Here is a 17,054-nt window from a genome sequence, read left to right as displayed (position 1 = left end):
CTAAAGACTTCTTACATGACTTACCGAAGGAAATACGCTGTCAATATCAAACGCGCACTGCAACACCGAAAACACATTGAGTGTCCGGCAGGACGGTTTCGAAACACTTATGAACAATGAGTAACTTGTCAGGGAGACTGAATTCGAGAAATGGCTACAGGCGTGACGGGGAACCCGGGTTTAAAGTGCAGCCCCGCGAGGGCTGCACTCATCGAACAACCAGCAGTATCAGAACAGCTTGCGGCCTTTATTCGCAGCAATACGCATACGCAAGGCATTGAGCTTTATGAAGCCTGCCGCATCAGCCTGATCATAGGCGCCTGCGTCATCTTCAAAGGTAGCAATATTGGCATCGAACAACGAATCGTCCGACTTGCGACCGGTGACGATCACATTGCCCTTATAAAGCTTCAGACGTACAACACCGTTCACATGGGCCTGAGACGCGTCGATCATCTGCTGCAGCATAAGACGCTCCGGGCTCCACCAGTAACCGGTGTAGATCAGGCTGGCGTACTTGGCCATCAGTTCGTCCTTGAGGTGGGCGACTTCACGGTCCAGGGTGATCGATTCAATGGCGCGGTGAGCGCGCAGCATGATGGTGCCGCCAGGTGTCTCGTAGCAGCCACGGGACTTCATGCCCACGTAGCGGTTTTCAACGATATCCAGACGTCCGATGCCGTTTTCGCCACCGATGCGGTTCAGGGTCGCCAACACAGTGGCAGGCGTCATCTCAACGCCGTCCAGCGCAACGATGTCGCCATTGCGGTAGGTCAGCTCCAGATAAGTTGCAACGTTCGGCGCGTCCTCAGGGGACTTGGTCCAGCGCCACATGTCTTCTTCATGCTCGGTCCAGGTGTCTTCCAGCACGCCGCCCTCATAGGAGATGTGCAGCAGGTTGGCATCCATCGAGTACGGGGATTTCTTCTTGCCGTGGCGCTCGATCGGAATGTTGTGCTTCTCGGCGTAGTCCATCAGCTTTTCACGAGAGAGCAGGTCCCATTCACGCCACGGAGCAATCACTTTGACCCCTGGCTTGAGCGCATAGGCGCCCAGCTCGAAACGCACCTGATCGTTGCCTTTGCCGGTGGCACCATGGGAAATGGCATCAGCGCCGGTTTCGTTGGCGATCTCGATCAGGCGCTTGGCGATCAGCGGGCGAGCGATGGAAGTGCCCAGCAGGTACTCGCCTTCATAGACGGTGTTGGCACGGAACATCGGGAACACGAAATCACGCACGAACTCTTCGCGCAGGTCATCGATGTAGATTTCTTTCACGCCCATGGCCTGAGCCTTGGCGCGCGCCGGCTCGACTTCTTCACCCTGACCCAGGTCAGCGGTAAAGGTCACCACTTCGCAGTTGTACGTATCTTGCAGCCACTTGAGGATTACCGAAGTATCCAGGCCACCGGAATACGCGAGAACTACCTTGTTTACGTCCGCCATGCCATCACTCCACCGGGTTGTACGGAAAACCGCTGATTCTACCGTTCAAACCAGCAAATTTACAGGGTCGCGACAGCTTGTGACGACAAGGCGACGTTTGGCAGGAGCGTTATGCAGCCCTCAGGACGTGTGCGCTGCACTGACCGCAGAGGCTACAGGTACCGGACGCTCATCGGGCGCAACACGCTCCAGATGCACGTTCACGCGGCGGTTGCGCGCACGATTGGCCTCATTGGTGTTGGGCACCAGCGGGTAGCGTTCGCCGTGAAAACGCAGGGTGATTTGCTGCTCGGGGATACCCTGAGCCTTGAAGTAGTCCATGACCGCCAGCGCACGGCGGCGGGAAAGGTCACGGTTGGTGAGTCGATTGCCACTGTTATCCGAATGGCCGTCAAGCTCGATACGGTTAACCGTCGGGTCGGCCTTCAGATAGGCCACCATGTTGTCCAGACGCGCCTTGGCACGGGCATCCAGTTCAATACCGCCACCGGGAAATCCTACTTCAGCCTGTTTGACCTGATCGAAGTTCATCGGCAGAAGTTTGGCTGTGCACGCCTGGTAATCGCTGAACGCCTTGCTGAACTTGACCGGCAGCAGGCGCACTTCCATCTGGCCACCGTCACGGGTGTAGTGACGGATAAGCGGGCTGCGACCGTCCATCAGACCACTGATCAGGCGCCCGGCCTGTACCTGGGAAGTATTGAAGGGTATGTCGCCATTGCTGACGCGCACCGAACCCAGATTGATATCACCGCGCCCCGGCTGCCACGGTGCTGCGGCGGCCAGCAGCGTTGCGGAACCGTTGCCCAGCATGTTGTATGAAGCCTTGAGGCGAAACGTCGCCTGCTCACCGGCACGGCGCACGAACTCACCGGCACCGAAGTCGGTGATCGGCTGAGTCAGGCGGCATTCGAACTGATCGCCTTCGACCTTCCACTCGATGCTCTCCAGACGTGTCTGGAAACTGATAGCCATCGCCGGGAGGCTGGCAAACATGCTGAGCAGGGCTAAATATCGCTGGCGCACGGGAGGCTCCACTGAAAATAAACGCGAAACAAAAAATGACTGACTGACAAGGGGGCTATCGGTAACTTCGTGCAAAACTTGATAGCGGATGCCTGAGAGAGTCTTTTCCGGTAGCATTCCCAGCGAGTTTGACCCGCCTGGAATCCCCAATGTCTGACCGCCTGACCCTCCTGCGTCCCGACGACTGGCATATTCACCTCCGTGACGGAGCTGTCTTGCCTCATACCGTTGCTGACGTAGCGCGAACTTTTGGCCGCGCAATCATCATGCCCAACCTCGTGCCTCCGGTGCGCAATGCGCAGCAAGCCGATGCCTATCGCCAGCGCATTCTGGCTGCACGCCCGGCCGGTAGCCGCTTCGAGCCGTTGATGGTGCTGTACCTCACCGACCAGACCACGCCTGAAGACATCCGTACCGCGAAAGCCAGTGGCTTCGTGCACGCCGCCAAGCTGTATCCGGCCGGTGCAACCACCAACTCCGATTCCGGTGTCACCAGCATCGACAAGATCTTCCCTGCCCTCGAAGCCATGGCTGAAGTCGGCATGCTCCTGCTGGTACACGGGGAAGTGACGCGCGGCGAGATCGACGTATTCGATCGCGAAAAGGTCTTCATCGATGAGCACCTGCGTCGTGTAGTCGAACGCTTCCCGACGCTAAAAGTGGTGTTTGAACACATCACCACCGGTGAAGCGGTGCAGTTCGTCAATGAAGCATCAGCCAATGTCGCGGCCACCATCACCGCGCATCACCTGCTGTACAACCGTAATCACATGCTGGTTGGCGGCATTCGCCCGCACTTCTATTGCCTGCCCATTCTCAAGCGCAATACGCATCAGGCCTCCCTGCTCGACGCCGCCACCAGTGGCAGCGGCAAGTTCTTCCTGGGTACCGACTCGGCACCGCACGCCCAACACGCCAAGGAAAACGCTTGCGGTTGCGCCGGTTGCTACACCGCCTACGCGGCCATCGAATTGTATGCAGAAGCTTTCGAGCAGCGTAACGCTCTGGACAAACTGGAAGGCTTCGCCAGCCTTCACGGTCCGGCGTTCTATGGCCTGCCCGCCAATCAGGACACCATCACGCTGGTGCGTGACGAGTGGACCGCCCCTGCCAGCCTGCCGTTTGGCGAGTTGACCGTTATCCCGCTGCGCGCTGGTGAAAAACTGCGCTGGCGTCTGGAGGAACACGCGTGAGTGAAGATCATTTTGACGACGAACACGAAGGCCACGGCGGTGGCGGCGGTTCTCGTCACCCGATGGCAGCACGCTTTCGCGGCTACCTGCCCGTGGTCGTCGACGTAGAAACCGGCGGTTTCAACTCAGCCACCGACGCACTGCTGGAAATTGCTGCCGTGACCATCGGCATGGATGAAAGAGGCTTCGTGTTCCCGGAACACACCTATTTCTTCCGCGTAGAGCCGTTCGAAGGTGCCAACATCGAAGCCGCTGCGCTGGAGTTTACCGGTATCAAGCTGGATCACCCGTTGCGCATGGCGGTCAGCGAAGAAACCGCAATGAACGACATCTTCCGCGGCGTGCGCAAGGCTCTCAAGGCCAATGGCTGCAAACGCGCCGTGCTGGTCGGCCACAACGCCAGCTTCGACCTCGGCTTCGTCAATGCCGCTGTCGCGCGAATGGACATGAAGCGCAACCCGTTTCACCCGTTCTCAAGCTTCGACACCGCTACCCTCGCAGGCCTGGCCTACGGTCAGACCGTGCTGGCCAAGGCCTGCCAGGCTGCCGGAATCGACTTCGACGGCCGCGAGGCCCACTCGGCTCGCTACGACACCGAGAAGACTGCAGAGCTGTTCTGCGGCATCGTCAACCGCTGGAAGGAAATGGGCGGCTGGGAAGACTTCGACGACTAAGGTCGGCACGCCAGTGAACGGACCGGCTTCGCGCCGGTTTTTTCATGCCTGTCTGGAACGGGATATCTGGATACGCTGACTCTGAAAACAACCACTCATCGTTCTACCTGAATCGAACCCAAAACAGTTTTGACAAGCATTCTCATTAACATTAAGCTCCTCGGCACCAAGCAATAAACCAGCGACGGTCAATAGCTTATGTATGTTTGTCTTTGCCAAGGTGTCACAGACGGTCAAATCCGGGATGCAATTCTGGAAGGCTGCTGCAGTTATCGTGAAGTCCGTGAAACGCTGGGTGTTGCGAGTAAATGCGGAAAATGCGCCTGCCTTGCGAAGGAAGTGGTGCGTGACACGCTGACAGAACTGCAAACCACTCAGGCATCGCTGGCCTATCCAGCAGAATTTTCAGCCGCCTGAATACCCCTCTTTTAAAGAACCGGGCACCCTGCCCGGGTTTTNNCCCGGTTTTTTTATGCCTGTAATTCAAGCGCTTAGCGTCAAGATGCGGAACTCAAACATTCTTATTCCTCTTTAAATTCACTTATTATTCAACAACTTAGGTTTGACAGGCGTTTAAGCGCGGCTCACACTCGGCGCTTATATACACAAGCCACCGGCAGGACCTCGAACATGAAAGGCGACATTACAGTCATCCAGCATCTCAACAAGATCCTCGGAAACGAGCTGGTCGCCATCAATCAGTATTTCCTGCATGCGCGCATGTATGAAGACTGGGGTCTGAAAAAGCTCGGCGGCCATGAGTACAAAGAATCCATCCATGCGATGAAGTATGCCGACAAGCTGATCAAGCGCACGCTGTTCCTTGAAGGGTTGCCAAACCTGCAGGATCTGGGCAAGATCCTGATTGGCGAGCACACCAAGGAAATGCTGGAGTGCGACCTGAAGATCGAGCAAAAAGGTCTGGCCGATCTGAAAGCCGCGATCGCTCACTTTGAGACAGTTGGTGACTTCGGCAGCCGTGAGCTGCTGGAAGACATCCTCGAGCCAAAGGAAGAGCAAATCGACTGGCTCGAGACCCAGCTGGGTCTGATCGTCAAGGTTGGTATCGAGAACTACCTGCAGTCGCAGATGGGCGACTGATTTACCGGTTGCGTTGCAATGAAAAAGCCAGCCTCAATCGAGAGCGGGCTTTTTCTTGTGCGTAAAACCAATGCTTGAGCGCAGGGCACGATAATCTCGACGATCGTGCCCACGCTGCAGCGCAACGCTTTACTCGGCTTTGGCGGCCGATGCTTCCTTGACCAGAGTTTGCAGCGAACCATCAGCCATCATTTCGGTGATGATGTCGCTACCGCCGACCAGTTCGCCAGCCACCCACAATTGCGGGAAAGTCGGCCAGTTGGCGTACTTTGGCAGGTTGGCGCGAATTTCAGGGTTTTGCAGAATGTCGACGTAGGCAAATTTTTCGCCACACGCCATCAATGCCTGGGAAGCCTTGGCCGAAAAGCCGCATTGAGGGGCATTCGGAGCGCCTTTCATGTAAAGCAGAATGGTGTTATTGGCAATCTGCTCTTTGATCGTTTCGATGATATCCATGGAGCACCTCGGCTGAAATATCCGACTCAGTTGTCGGCACGGTGGCGCATTGTAACGAAATCCCGAGCATGACGCTCTGTCTTGAGCCTTAACAGGCAGCCACCTGTACCGGCACACCGTTCAACGCCGCATTGCCGGAGAGTACGTCGAGTTGCCGTTCGTCGGTCAGGTCATTGGCGCTCACCCCTGGCTGACTCCGGGCAATATCCATTTTCACCCCCGCACGCGAATGCCCCCAGCCATGCGGCAGGCTGACCACTCCGGGCATCATGTCCAGACTGCCCAACACCTGCACCTCGATCGTCCCGACCCGGGAGCTGACCCGAACCTGCTGGCCATCGCTCAAACCACGACAGGCAAGATCGTCAGGGTGCATCAGCAATTGATGCCGGGGCTTGCCTTTTACCAGCCTGTGATAGTTGTGCATCCACGAATTATTGCTGCGCACGTGCCGACGACCAATCAGCAACAATGCTCCGGAATCGGGAGCGGGATCGGCAGCGAAGCGCGTCAGGTCGGCCATGATGACCTCTGGGGCCGCCTGAATCCGCCCATTGGCGGTTTTCAGGCGCTCGGTGAGGTTAGGCTTCAACGCGCCCAGATCAAGCCCATGCGGGTGACTGGCCAGCGTTTCCAGTGACAGTTTGTGCGGCGATGCATCGCCATAGAAGCCTGCGCGCAACCCGCGATCGATCATCTGCGCGGGTGGCAGGGTCGGTTTGAGTTCACGCTGCGCCTGGGCTGCAAATGATCTGGCCAGACCGACAAAGATCTCCCAGTCATGCAGCGCACCTTCGGGCTTGTCGAAAATGGCCTGATTGAAGCGAGTGACGTTGCGCACTGCGAGGGTATTGAAGGTGGTGTCGTAGTGATCGTTTTCCAACGCTGAGGTGGACGGCAGGATCAAGTCGGCGTGGCGGGTAGTTTCGTTGATGTACAGATCAATGCTGAGCATGAACTCCAGACCTTCGAGCGCCTGTTCCAACTGACGGCCATTGGGGGTGGACAGAACCGGGTTACCCACGACAGTCACCAGCGCGCGAACCTGCCCTTCCCCGTCCACGAGCATTTCCTCGGCGAGCGCTGAAACCGGCAACTCGCCGCCGTACTCAGGCAGGCCGGACACCCGGCTTTGCCATAGATTGAAATGGCCGCCCGAAGTCGAACTGACGAGGTCAATTGCGGGCTCCGTACACAGCGTTCCGCCCACGCGATCCAGGTTGCCTGTCACCAGATTGATCAGTTGCGCCAACCAGTGACACAGCGTGCCGAAGGCCTGGGTCGACACCCCCATTCGGCCATAACAGACCGCCTTGTCGGCTGCAGCAAAATCCCGCGCCAGTTGCCGGATCTGCTCGGCAGCAATGCCGCAGCGTGGGCTCATGGCCTGCGCAGTGAAACCTGCAATGGCGTGTCGCACCTGATCCAGGCCATCGATAGGCAAGTGACTCTCGCGAGTCAGGCCTTCTTCAAACAGAGTATTGAGCAGCCCGAACAGCAGCGCTGCATCACCGCCCGGACGCACGAACAGGTGCTGGTCGGCGATGGCCGCCGTCTCACTGCGGCGCGGGTCGATGACCACGAGTTTACCGCCGCGCTGCTGGATGGCTTTCAGACGCTTCTCAACATCCGGCACGGTCATGATGCTGCCGTTGGACGCCAATGGGTTGCCACCCAGGATCAGCATGAAGTCGGGGTGATCGATATCCGGAATCGGCAACAGCATGCCGTGGCCATACATCAGAAAACTGGTGAGGTGATGCGGCAACTGGTCAACCGAGGTCGCCGAGAAGCGATTACGAGTCTTGAGCAGACCGAGAAAGTAATTGCTGTGGGTCATCAACCCATAGTTATGCACGCTGGGGTTACCCTGATAAACCGCTACCGCGTTCTGCCCATGGCGCTGCTGAATGGCGTAAAGCCGCTCCGCCACCAGATCGAACGCCTGCTGCCAGGCAATCGGCTGCCACTGATCACCACTGCGCAGCATCGGCTGTCGCAAGCGGTCGGGGTCGTTCTGGATGTCTTGCAGGGCAACAGCCTTGGGGCAGATGTGGCCACGGCTGAAAGTGTCCAGCGGGTCACCCTTGATCGAGGTGATGCGCGGGGCAGAATCCGGCTCGGTAACGGTCTCGATGGCAAGACCGCAAATGGCCTCGCACAGGTGGCAGGCGCGGTAGTGTTCAGTCCGGGTCATCACAGCCTCAGATCTTGTCGTGGCAATCCGGTTGATTGCCTGACAAGCACTATGGCCGCTGCCAATACCCCGCGCCACTGACGTTTGTCATGTGAATCGGGGAGCATCAGGCGCGCCGATGAGTAGACCGTATCAGCCGCCGATAGGCGTGACGACCTTGCGCTGCAGCTGGATTTCAGTGACGGTTTCGACCTGCTCCTGAGCCAGGTGAACACCGGTCAGGTCACCGATCAGGCGCCAGTGCTCGTCGAGCCCTGAGCTGATGGTCGCCATGCGATCAATCATGCGCCGCCCCGCATTACGCGTGACTTCGTCCTCGCTGCGCAGCAACTCAAAGGACATCGAGGTCATTGAGGCGGTCAGATGGGTAAGCGTGCGGGCGGTCAGCCCGAGTAACTCCGTTAGTTGACGCTCTTTTGAGTCCATTCCCCACCCCTCGATCAGTAATGTATCGGCAACGATTTATAACCTACGCCCGGCATTAAAGAAACGGTCCTTGTTTCCAGCCCGTGAAGCGGGTCGCATTAAGCGCACCCGCGCAAACCCGGACTGTTGCAGGATTGGTACTAATTGCCAAGCGCTATTTGAGCAGTGTACAAATGCTGCCTTCGGAAAAAGCAGAGATGGCTATTGGCCTCATCAGCTTAGCCAGTTTTTAACTCGTCAACAAAGAATAACAGTGCCCCCTGAAAGGGAGCGCCAGTGACATAGGTGTTCAGAAAACAGCATGCTATTGGTAAGACGCGACATTTTTTTATACTATCGCGCCTTTCTTATTCGTCGCCTCGTGCGGCTTCCGCCGCAGGTCTCGCCCGTTTTCCCGATAAAAACCGGCTTTGATAACCTGCGGTCTGTTGCAAAAAAGGTAGTTAATCATGAACGCCAGGCACTTTCTCTCGATGATGGATTACACCCCAGATGAACTCCTGGGCTTGATCCGTCGTGGCGTAGAGCTCAAAGACCTGCGAAATCGCGGTGAGCTTTTTGAGCCGCTGAAGAACCGGGTATTGGGGATGATTTTCGAGAAATCCTCGACACGTACCCGTCTTTCTTTTGAAGCAGGGATGATTCAGTTGGGTGGCCAGGCCATCTTTTTGTCCCATCGCGACACCCAATTGGGCCGTGGCGAGCCAATTGCCGACAGCGCAAAAGTGATGTCACGCATGCTCGATGCGGTAATGATCCGTACCTACGCGCACAGTAATCTGACCGAATTCGCCGCCAATTCCCGCGTTCCGGTTATCAATGGTCTGTCGGATGACCTGCACCCATGCCAGTTGCTGGCCGACATGCAAACCTTTCTGGAGCATCGCGGCTCGATCAAAGGCAAGACCGTCGCCTGGATCGGCGATGGCAACAACATGTGCAATAGCTATATAGAAGCGGCCATTCAGTTCGACTTCCAGTTGCGCGTGGCCTGCCCTGCCGGTTACGAGCCGAACCCCGAGTTCCTGGCGCTGGCCGGTGAGCGAGTGACCATTGTTCGCGACCCGAAAGCAGCGGTCGCCGGTGCACACCTGGTCAGCACCGACGTGTGGACCTCCATGGGTCAGGAAGAGGAAACCGCTCGGCGCATGGCGTTGTTCGCACCGTTTCAGGTAACGCGCGCCTTGCTCGACCTGGCCGACAAGGACGTACTGTTCATGCACTGTCTGCCTGCCCACCGTGGCGAAGAAATCAGTGTATATCTGCTGGATGATTCGCGTTCGGTCGCGTGGGATCAAGCTGAAAATCGCCTGCACGCGCAGAAAGCGTTGCTGGAGTTTCTCGTCGCGCCGTCTCATCAGCGCGCATGAGCCATTTGCTGCTGAACCTGCGCAATCTGGCGTGCGGCTATCAGAATCAGCGCGTGGTGCAGGAGTTGAATCTGCACCTTAACGCGGGCGATATCGGCTGCCTGCTGGGATCATCGGGCTGCGGCAAGACCACCACACTGCGTGCGATTGCCGGTTTCGAGCCGATACATGCAGGGGAGATAACCCTGGCGGGCGAAGTCATTTCCCGTCCGGGCTGGACTCTGGCACCGGAGAAGCGTCGCATCGGCATGGTGTTTCAGGATTACGCGCTGTTCCCGCACCTGAGCGTCGCCGAGAACATCGCATTCGGCATTCGCAACCACCCGCGGCTGGATCAGGTAGTCGCCGAGTTGCTTGAACTGGTCAACCTCGGCGCCCTGGGCAAACGCTACCCTCACGAGTTGTCCGGTGGGCAGCAGCAACGAGTGGCCCTGGCCAGGGCGCTGGCACCGGAGCCACAACTGTTGTTGCTCGATGAACCCTTCTCCAACCTGGATGGCGAGTTGCGTAGACGTCTGAGCCATGAGGTGCGCGATATTCTCAAGGCGCGTGGCACCAGTGCCATTCTGGTGACCCATGATCAGGAAGAGGCTTTTGCGGTCAGCGATCATGTCGGCGTATTCAAGGAGGGTCGCCTGGAGCAGTGGGATACGCCTTACAACCTGTATCACGAACCTCGCACACCCTTTGTTGCCAGCTTCATTGGACAGGGGTATTTCATTCGCGGGCAGATGATAGACCCCGAATCGGTGCGCACCGAACTGGGTGTTCTGCGTGGCAACCGGGCATATCCGGGCGTCAGCGGCAGCGCCGTGGATGTCTTGCTGCGACCTGACGATATCGTCTACGCGCCGCAAAGCGACCTGAAAGCGCGGGTAATCGGTCGAACATTTCAGGGCGCATCGACGCTGTATCGCCTGCAGCTGTCTACCGGCAGCCAACTTGAAGCCATTTTCCCCAGTCATGCCGATCACAGCCAGGGCGAGGAAGTCGGTATTCGGGTGGCAGCTGACCATCTGGTGCTGTTTGCAGCGCCAGGCAGCGTCGCGGCGCATACGGTCAATCACTGAGCCCCAGCTTATTCCCTGCCAATCGGTGCGAACCGAGCCTGCGTATGCTCGGCCAGCACGGCTGCTGAAAGCTCAACCTCCAGCCCCCTCCTCCCGGCGCTGACGTAAATACTCTCAAAACCCTGCGCTGTGTCGTCAATGAACGTACGCAAGCGCTTCTTCTGGCCCAGTGGGCTGATGCCACCCAACAGGTAGCCCGTTGAGCGCTGCGCCGCCGCGGGGTCAGCCATTTCGGTTTTTTTCGCCCCGGCGGCCTGTGCCAGAGCCTTCAGATCAAGCGTTCCGACGACCGGCACTACGGCGACCAGTAACTCGCCCTTTTCGGTACTGGCCAACAATGTCTTGAAAACCCGCGCGGGCTCCAGCCCCAGCTTTTCCGCTGCTTCCAGCCCATATGACGCTGCTTTGGGATCGTGTTCGTAACTGTGGATACGATGTTCGGCGCGAAGTTTTTTCAGTAAATCCAGTGCAGGGGTCATGCAACGCTCCTTAGGCTTCCGACTGCCTGCCACTTTAAGCCAAGTAAAGTGAACATGCCTTGATTCACGCCACCTGCAACACTGATGGCTTTTTGGTAACAGCCATAAAATCCCGGTATAAAGCGGCTGTGCGGGCTCGTATCCACTCCATGACCGTTCGGTTCCGACCTTTGACAGCGTTGTTTCTTGTCTATATTTTTTCGTTTACGAATATTATCGAAAGCGGTTTTTCGGTATAACTCGCACCAGCGATCAGAAATGGGGTTTTTCTGATACGCACGAATAACGAGCACCCACGCCTGTCTCAGGGTGCCGAGACAAAAACAAAAATGAGGTATCCATGACCATCGCACTAAAACAACCGACACTCACCGGGCAATGTGTAGCTGAATTTCTTGGCACAGCCCTGATGATTTTTTTCGGCACAGGATGCGTTGCTGCGCTCAAGGTCGCGGGAGCCACTTTCGGCTTGTGGGAAATCTGCATCATCTGGGGCATGGCCGTCAGCATGGGGATCTACCTCAGCGCCGGTATTTCAGGTGCCCACCTCAACCCGGCCGTCAGCATCGCGCTGAGTCTGTTTGCCGGTTTCGAAAAACGCAAATTGCCTTTTTATATCTCGGCGCAAATCGCAGGCGCGTTCTGCGGAGCTGGCTTGGTATACCTGTTGTACATCAGTCTTTTTTTCGACTTCGAACATGCGCACCACATCATTCGCGGCAGCGAACAGAGCCTTGAACTGGCGTCGGTGTTCTCGACCTATCCAAACCCTGCCATTTCCGTGGGGCAGGCATTTCTGGTCGAAGTGGTCATCACCACTATTCTGATGGGCGTCATCATGGCTCTGGGTGATGACAGCAACGGTTTGCCGCGCGGCCCGCTGGCACCCTTGCTGATAGGCCTGCTGGTGGCCGTGATCGGCAGCTCGATGGGCCCGCTGACCGGTTTTGCCATGAACCCGGCGCGCGACTTCGGTCCAAAGCTGATGACGTTCTTCGCTGGCTGGGGTGAAATAGCCTTCACCGGTGGTCGTGACATTCCTTATTTCCTGGTTCCGATTTTTGCGCCCATCCTGGGTGCCTGCCTTGGTGCTGCTGGCTATCGCGCGCTGATTGCGCGTCATCTGCCGAGCGCCGATCCTGTTGAAAACGAAAAAAATGCTCCAGTGGTCCGCGGCAAAGTTCAGGCTTCATCTTGAATTTCACTCAATTTGAATCTCACCCAACTGAATCCCACCCAACAATGCAAGGCAATCGACATGACTGACACACAGAACAAGAACTACATCATTGCTCTTGACCAGGGCACCACCAGCTCGCGCGCCATTATTTTCGACCGCGATGCCAACGTGGTGAGCACTGCCCAAAGCGAATTCGTACAGCACTATCCGCAGGCAGGCTGGGTCGAGCATGACCCGATGGAAATCTTCGCCACTCAGACTGCGTGCATGACCAAGGCGCTGGCGCAGGCTGATCTGCACCATAACCAGATCGCCGCCATCGGTATCACCAACCAGCGTGAAACCACGGTCATCTGGGAGCGCGACACCGGCCGCCCGATCTACAACGCAATCGTCTGGCAGTGCCGCCGCAGCACCGAGATCTGCCAGCAGCTCAAGCGCGACGGTCTTGAGGAGTACATCAAGGACACCACAGGTCTGGTGATTGACCCGTACTTCTCTGGCTCCAAGGTCAAGTGGATTCTGGACAACGTCGAAGGCAGCCGCGAGCGCGCCCGCAAAGGCGAGCTGATGTTCGGCACCATCGATACCTGGCTCATCTGGAAACTCACCGGCGGCAAGGTTCACGTCACCGACTACACCAACGCCTCGCGGACCATGCTGTTCAACATCCATACGCTGGAATGGGATCAGCGCATGCTCGATGTGCTGGATATCCCGCGTGAGATCCTGCCAGAAGTCAAAGGCTCCTCCGAGGTCTACGGCCACAGCAAGAGCGGCATCCCGATTGCCGGTATCGCAGGCGACCAACAGGCGGCGCTGTTCGGCCAAATGTGTGTCGAACCCGGCCAGGCCAAGAACACCTACGGCACCGGCTGCTTCCTGCTGATGAACACCGGCAAGAAAGCGGTGAAATCGGCGCATGGCATGCTGACTACCATTGGCTGCGGGCCTCGCGGTGAAGTGGCTTACGCACTGGAAGGTGCCGTGTTCAACGGTGGCTCGACCGTGCAGTGGCTGCGCGACGAACTCAAACTCATCAACGACGCGCTGGACACCGAATACTTTGCCAGCAAGGTCAAGGACAGCAACGGCGTGTATCTGGTGCCCGCGTTCACCGGTCTGGGTGCGCCCTACTGGGACCCGTATGCACGAGGCGCACTGTTCGGCCTGACCCGTGGCGTGAAGGTTGATCACATCATCCGTGCAGCGCTGGAATCCATCGCTTATCAGACCCGCGACGTACTTGATGCGATGCAGCAGGACTCCGGCGAACGCCTCAAGTCACTGCGTGTAGATGGCGGTGCGGTAGCCAACAACTTCCTGATGCAGTTCCAGGCGGACATTCTCGGCACCCACGTTGAACGCCCGCAAATGCGTGAAACAACAGCCTTGGGCGCCGCGTTCCTGGCCGGTCTGGCGATCGGGTTCTGGAGCAGCCTGGACGAGTTGCGCAACAAGGCGGTGATCGAGCGCGTGTTCGAACCTTCCTGCGAAGAGGCCCACCGCGAGAAACTCTACGCGGGCTGGCAAAAAGCCGTCGCGCGGACCCGTGACTGGGAACCGCACGAAAACGAAGAGTGATACCCGCTGTTGTGCGGAGGGGACAGGATTCCGGCTGACAGGTCACACTTGCCTGCGGCATGATGGGCGCCATTTGCAGAGGGCGCTCAAGGAAAAACAATGAACCTGCCTCCCCGCCAACAACAGATCCTCGAACTGGTCCGTGACCGTGGTTACGTCAGCATTGAGGAAATGGCGACGCTGTTCGTCGTGACCCCACAAACCATCCGCCGTGATATCAATCAACTGGCGGAAATGAATCTGCTGCGTCGCTACCACGGCGGCGCGGCCTATGACTCCAGCATCGAAAACACCGCCTACGCCATGCGTGCGGATCAGATGCGCGACGAAAAACAACGGATAGCCGAGGCCATCGCCGCGCAGATCCCGGACAACGCCTCGTTGTTCATCAATATCGGCACCACCACCGAATCCATCGCCCGCGCCCTGCTCAACCACAACAACCTGAAGATCATCACCAATAACCTGCATGTGGCATCGATCCTCAGTACCAAGGATGATTTCGAGGTCCTGATAGCTGGCGGCAATGTGCGTCGTGACGGCGGCGTCGTGGGCCAGGGCAGTATCGACTTCATTACCCAGTTCAAGGTGGACTTCGCCCTGGTCGGCATCAGCGGTATTGATGAAGACGGCAGCCTGCTGGATTTCGATTATCAGGAAGTACGGGTTTCCCAGGCGATCATCGCCAACGCACGCAAAGTGCTGCTGGCGGCTGACTCCAGCAAGTTCGGGCGCAATGCGATGGTCCGCTTGGGGCCAATCACCCTCATCGACTGCCTGGTAACCGACCAGCCCCCTGTGCCCGCGCTGCAGCAGTTGCTGAATCAGCACAAAATTCGTCTGGAAGTAGTGTGATTGTCAGGAACGAGTGGTTTCCGCGATTACACATGCCGTTCTGGACACTCTGCGCCCTATCCTGAACAGGGGGCGCGGCGCAGATGTGTGACGCAGAGCGNNGCGTCGCATGCCTTTCTGGACGCTCTGCGTCCTCGTGCGGCCAGAGCGTCGCGATCTGCATTCCCGCTGGAGCCTGAGACACGAGAGGTGTCTAGGCTGGCACGTGCAGAACGAAAAGCATAAGAAAATACGATCATCCCGCGCATAACATCCCGCCCTACAATGTTCATTTTTGTTCTTTTCCTGACTCCACCATCAGTATTTTCAATCGATACGTGCTGGCAAGGGCAATTTTATTGAGCTATTATTTTCGAATATGAACATTAATGTTCAGATTCGCCTTTCGAGCTTTGCTCACGAATTGTCCAGGAGGCCACCAATGCCCCACACTACCGTGCCAACCCAACCCCTCTCCGAGGTTTACGACATCGCCGTTATTGGCGGTGGCATCAATGGTGTCGGTATTGCGGCGGATGCCTCCGGTCGCGGCCTGTCGGTTTTTCTTTGCGAGAAGGACGACCTGGCCAGCCACACGTCCTCGGCCAGCAGCAAGCTGATTCATGGCGGCCTGCGCTATCTTGAGCACTACGAATTCCGTCTGGTCCGCGAGGCGCTCGCAGAGCGCGAAGTGCTGCTTGCCAAAGCGCCGCACATCGTCAAACCCATGCGTTTTGTCTTGCCTCACCGCCCGCACCTGCGTCCAGCGTGGATGATTCGTGCCGGCATGTTCCTGTATGACAACCTCGGCAAGCGCGAAAAGCTGCCCGCTTCGAAAACCATTCGTTTTGGTGCGGACAGCCCGCTCAACTCGAGCATCACCCGTGGCTTCGAATACTCCGATTGCTGGGTCGACGACGCTCGTCTGGTGGTGCTCAACGCCATGGCCGCGCGTGAAAACGGCGCGCACATTCATACTCAGACTCGCTGTGTCAGCGCCCGCCGTATCAAGGGCATGTGGCACCTGCACCTGGAACGCAGCGATGGCAGCCTGTTCTCGATCCACGCCAAGGCATTGGTCAATGCGGCAGGCCCGTGGGTGGCCAAGTTCATCCGTGAAGACCTCAAGCTCGATTCGGCTTACGGCATCCGCCTGATTCAAGGCAGCCACCTGATCGTGCCGAAACTGTACGAGGGTGAGCACGCGTTCATTCTGCAGAACGAAGACAAGCGCATCGTGTTCACGATTCCGTACCTGGAGCACTTCACCATCGTCGGCACCACCGACCGTGAGTATCAGGGCGATCCGAACAAGGTGGACATCACCGAAGGCGAGATGGATTACGTGCTGAAAGTGGCCAACGACCACTTCAAGAAACAGTTGAGTCGCGCAGACGTGCTCCACACATTCTCTGGCGTGCGCCCGCTGTGCAACGACGAGTCCGATAATCCGTCTGCCATTACCCGTGATTACACGCTTTCGTTGTCAGGCGGCGCGGACGAGGCGCCAATTCTGTCGGTGTTCGGCGGCAAGCTGACCACCTACCGCAAACTGGCCGAATCGGCGATGACGCAATTGGCACCGTTCTTCAAGCAGATGAAACCGAGCTGGACGGCCAAGGCAGCACTGCCAGGCGGCGAAGACATGACCACGCCAGAAGCCCTGGCAGCAGAAATGACTCGCCGCTTCAGTTGGCTGCCCGCGCCTATCGCCAAACGCTGGGCGATTACCTACGGCAGCCGCAGCTGGCGTTTGCTGGAAGGCGCGCAAGGTCTGGAAGACCTCGGCCAGCATCTGGGTGCAGGTCTGTACACCCGAGAGGTCGATTACCTGTGCGACCAGGAATGGGCTACCAGCATCGAAGACATCCTGTGGCGCCGTACCAAGCTTGGCTTGTTCACCACGCCTGAAGAACAGGCCGCTGTGCGCAGCTATCTGGAAACCGTTGTGCGCAACAAGGCCGCTATCGAGGCTGCCTGATAGCTCGCATACCACCTGTTCGCCCATCGCGCGGCGA

The 17,054-nt window shown here is 57.7% G+C and carries 16 protein-coding genes; 10 read left to right on the top strand and 6 right to left on the bottom strand.

What is annotated here, in order from left to right:
* Window positions 1–228: 228 nt before the first annotated feature.
* Entirely contained in the window at window positions 229–1,446 is a 1,218-nt protein-coding gene (locus ALO64_RS16055) for an argininosuccinate synthase (protein WP_003412906.1), read from the bottom strand.
* Between the two features lie 120 nt (window positions 1,447–1,566).
* Window positions 1,567–2,472, bottom strand: a complete 906-nt coding sequence (locus ALO64_RS16050) for a flagellar protein MotY (RefSeq protein WP_002554847.1) — start codon at window positions 2,470–2,472, stop codon at window positions 1,567–1,569.
* A 149-nt stretch (window positions 2,473–2,621) separates the two neighbouring features.
* On the opposite strand from ALO64_RS16050, the gene pyrC reads away from it, so the two are divergent.
* The 4 genes from pyrC to bfr all read left to right on the top strand — a co-directional run bounded on the left by pyrC (window position 2,622) and on the right by bfr (window position 5,440).
* Window positions 2,622–3,665, top strand: a complete 1,044-nt coding sequence (gene pyrC / locus ALO64_RS16045; RefSeq protein ID WP_002554848.1) for a dihydroorotase — start codon at window positions 2,622–2,624, stop codon at window positions 3,663–3,665.
* Complete coding sequence (gene rnt, locus ALO64_RS16040) at window positions 3,662–4,339, top strand: ribonuclease T (protein WP_002554849.1); 678 nt, start codon at window positions 3,662–3,664, stop codon at window positions 4,337–4,339. Before pyrC ends, rnt begins: the two co-directional genes overlap by 4 nt.
* A gap of 198 nt (window positions 4,340–4,537) precedes the next feature.
* Window positions 4,538–4,756, top strand: a complete 219-nt coding sequence (locus ALO64_RS16035; RefSeq protein WP_002554850.1) for a bacterioferritin-associated ferredoxin — start codon at window positions 4,538–4,540, stop codon at window positions 4,754–4,756.
* Window positions 4,757–4,969: 213 nt separating this feature from the next.
* On the top strand, window positions 4,970–5,440 hold the full coding sequence (bfr, locus tag ALO64_RS16030) for a bacterioferritin (RefSeq protein WP_002554851.1): 471 nt from the start codon (window positions 4,970–4,972) through the stop codon (window positions 5,438–5,440).
* Between the two features lie 129 nt (window positions 5,441–5,569).
* Here bfr and grxD read toward each other — a convergent pair whose 3' ends face one another.
* The 3 genes from grxD to ALO64_RS16015 form a co-directional block, all read right to left on the bottom strand.
* Window positions 5,570–5,896: a Grx4 family monothiol glutaredoxin gene (gene grxD / locus ALO64_RS16025; protein WP_002554852.1), complete on the bottom strand. Its 327-nt coding sequence runs from the start codon at window positions 5,894–5,896 to the stop codon at window positions 5,570–5,572.
* 88 nt (window positions 5,897–5,984) lie between these two features.
* The gene (locus tag ALO64_RS16020; protein ID WP_044344451.1) at window positions 5,985–8,093 is read right to left on the bottom strand and encodes a molybdopterin oxidoreductase family protein; all 2,109 of its coding nucleotides are present in this window, start codon (window positions 8,091–8,093) and stop codon (window positions 5,985–5,987) included.
* Between the two features lie 132 nt (window positions 8,094–8,225).
* Window positions 8,226–8,519 (bottom strand): hypothetical protein, encoded by a 294-nt coding sequence (locus ALO64_RS16015; RefSeq protein ID WP_002554854.1) that lies wholly within the window; start codon window positions 8,517–8,519, stop codon window positions 8,226–8,228.
* 449 nt (window positions 8,520–8,968) lie between these two features.
* Here ALO64_RS16015 and argF point away from each other — a divergent pair, with 449 nt between their 5' ends.
* A complete protein-coding gene (argF, locus tag ALO64_RS16010; RefSeq protein ID WP_044344450.1) occupies window positions 8,969–9,889 on the top strand; it encodes an ornithine carbamoyltransferase in 921 nt (306 codons plus the stop codon).
* Window positions 9,886–10,959 (top strand): ABC transporter ATP-binding protein, encoded by a 1,074-nt coding sequence (locus tag ALO64_RS16005; RefSeq protein ID WP_002554856.1) that lies wholly within the window; start codon window positions 9,886–9,888, stop codon window positions 10,957–10,959. Before argF ends, ALO64_RS16005 begins: the two co-directional genes overlap by 4 nt.
* Before the next feature lie 8 nt (window positions 10,960–10,967).
* Here ALO64_RS16005 and ybaK read toward each other — a convergent pair whose 3' ends face one another.
* On the bottom strand, window positions 10,968–11,438 hold the full coding sequence (ybaK, locus tag ALO64_RS16000) for a Cys-tRNA(Pro) deacylase (RefSeq protein ID WP_004658186.1): 471 nt from the start codon (window positions 11,436–11,438) through the stop codon (window positions 10,968–10,970).
* 340 nt (window positions 11,439–11,778) lie between these two features.
* Here ybaK and ALO64_RS15995 point away from each other — a divergent pair, with 340 nt between their 5' ends.
* The 4 genes from ALO64_RS15995 to glpD all read left to right on the top strand — a co-directional run bounded on the left by ALO64_RS15995 (window position 11,779) and on the right by glpD (window position 17,017).
* Complete coding sequence (locus ALO64_RS15995; protein ID WP_005732236.1) at window positions 11,779–12,636, top strand: MIP/aquaporin family protein; 858 nt, start codon at window positions 11,779–11,781, stop codon at window positions 12,634–12,636.
* 60 nt (window positions 12,637–12,696) lie between these two features.
* On the top strand, window positions 12,697–14,202 hold the full coding sequence (gene glpK / locus ALO64_RS15990) for a glycerol kinase GlpK (RefSeq protein ID WP_044344449.1): 1,506 nt from the start codon (window positions 12,697–12,699) through the stop codon (window positions 14,200–14,202).
* Window positions 14,203–14,301: 99 nt separating this feature from the next.
* On the top strand, window positions 14,302–15,057 hold the full coding sequence (locus ALO64_RS15985; RefSeq protein ID WP_003363617.1) for a DeoR/GlpR family transcriptional regulator: 756 nt from the start codon (window positions 14,302–14,304) through the stop codon (window positions 15,055–15,057).
* Between the two features lie 421 nt (window positions 15,058–15,478).
* The gene (gene glpD / locus ALO64_RS15980) at window positions 15,479–17,017 is read left to right on the top strand and encodes a glycerol-3-phosphate dehydrogenase (RefSeq protein ID WP_002554862.1); all 1,539 of its coding nucleotides are present in this window, start codon (window positions 15,479–15,481) and stop codon (window positions 17,015–17,017) included.
* Window positions 17,018–17,054 lie beyond the last annotated feature (37 nt).

Source organism: Pseudomonas meliae (genome assembly GCF_001400515.1).
Lineage (GTDB): Bacteria > Pseudomonadota > Gammaproteobacteria > Pseudomonadales > Pseudomonadaceae > Aquipseudomonas > Aquipseudomonas amygdali.
The sequence above is the reverse complement of the archived record's forward strand: the minus strand, read 5'-3'. Positions and strand labels throughout refer to the sequence as shown.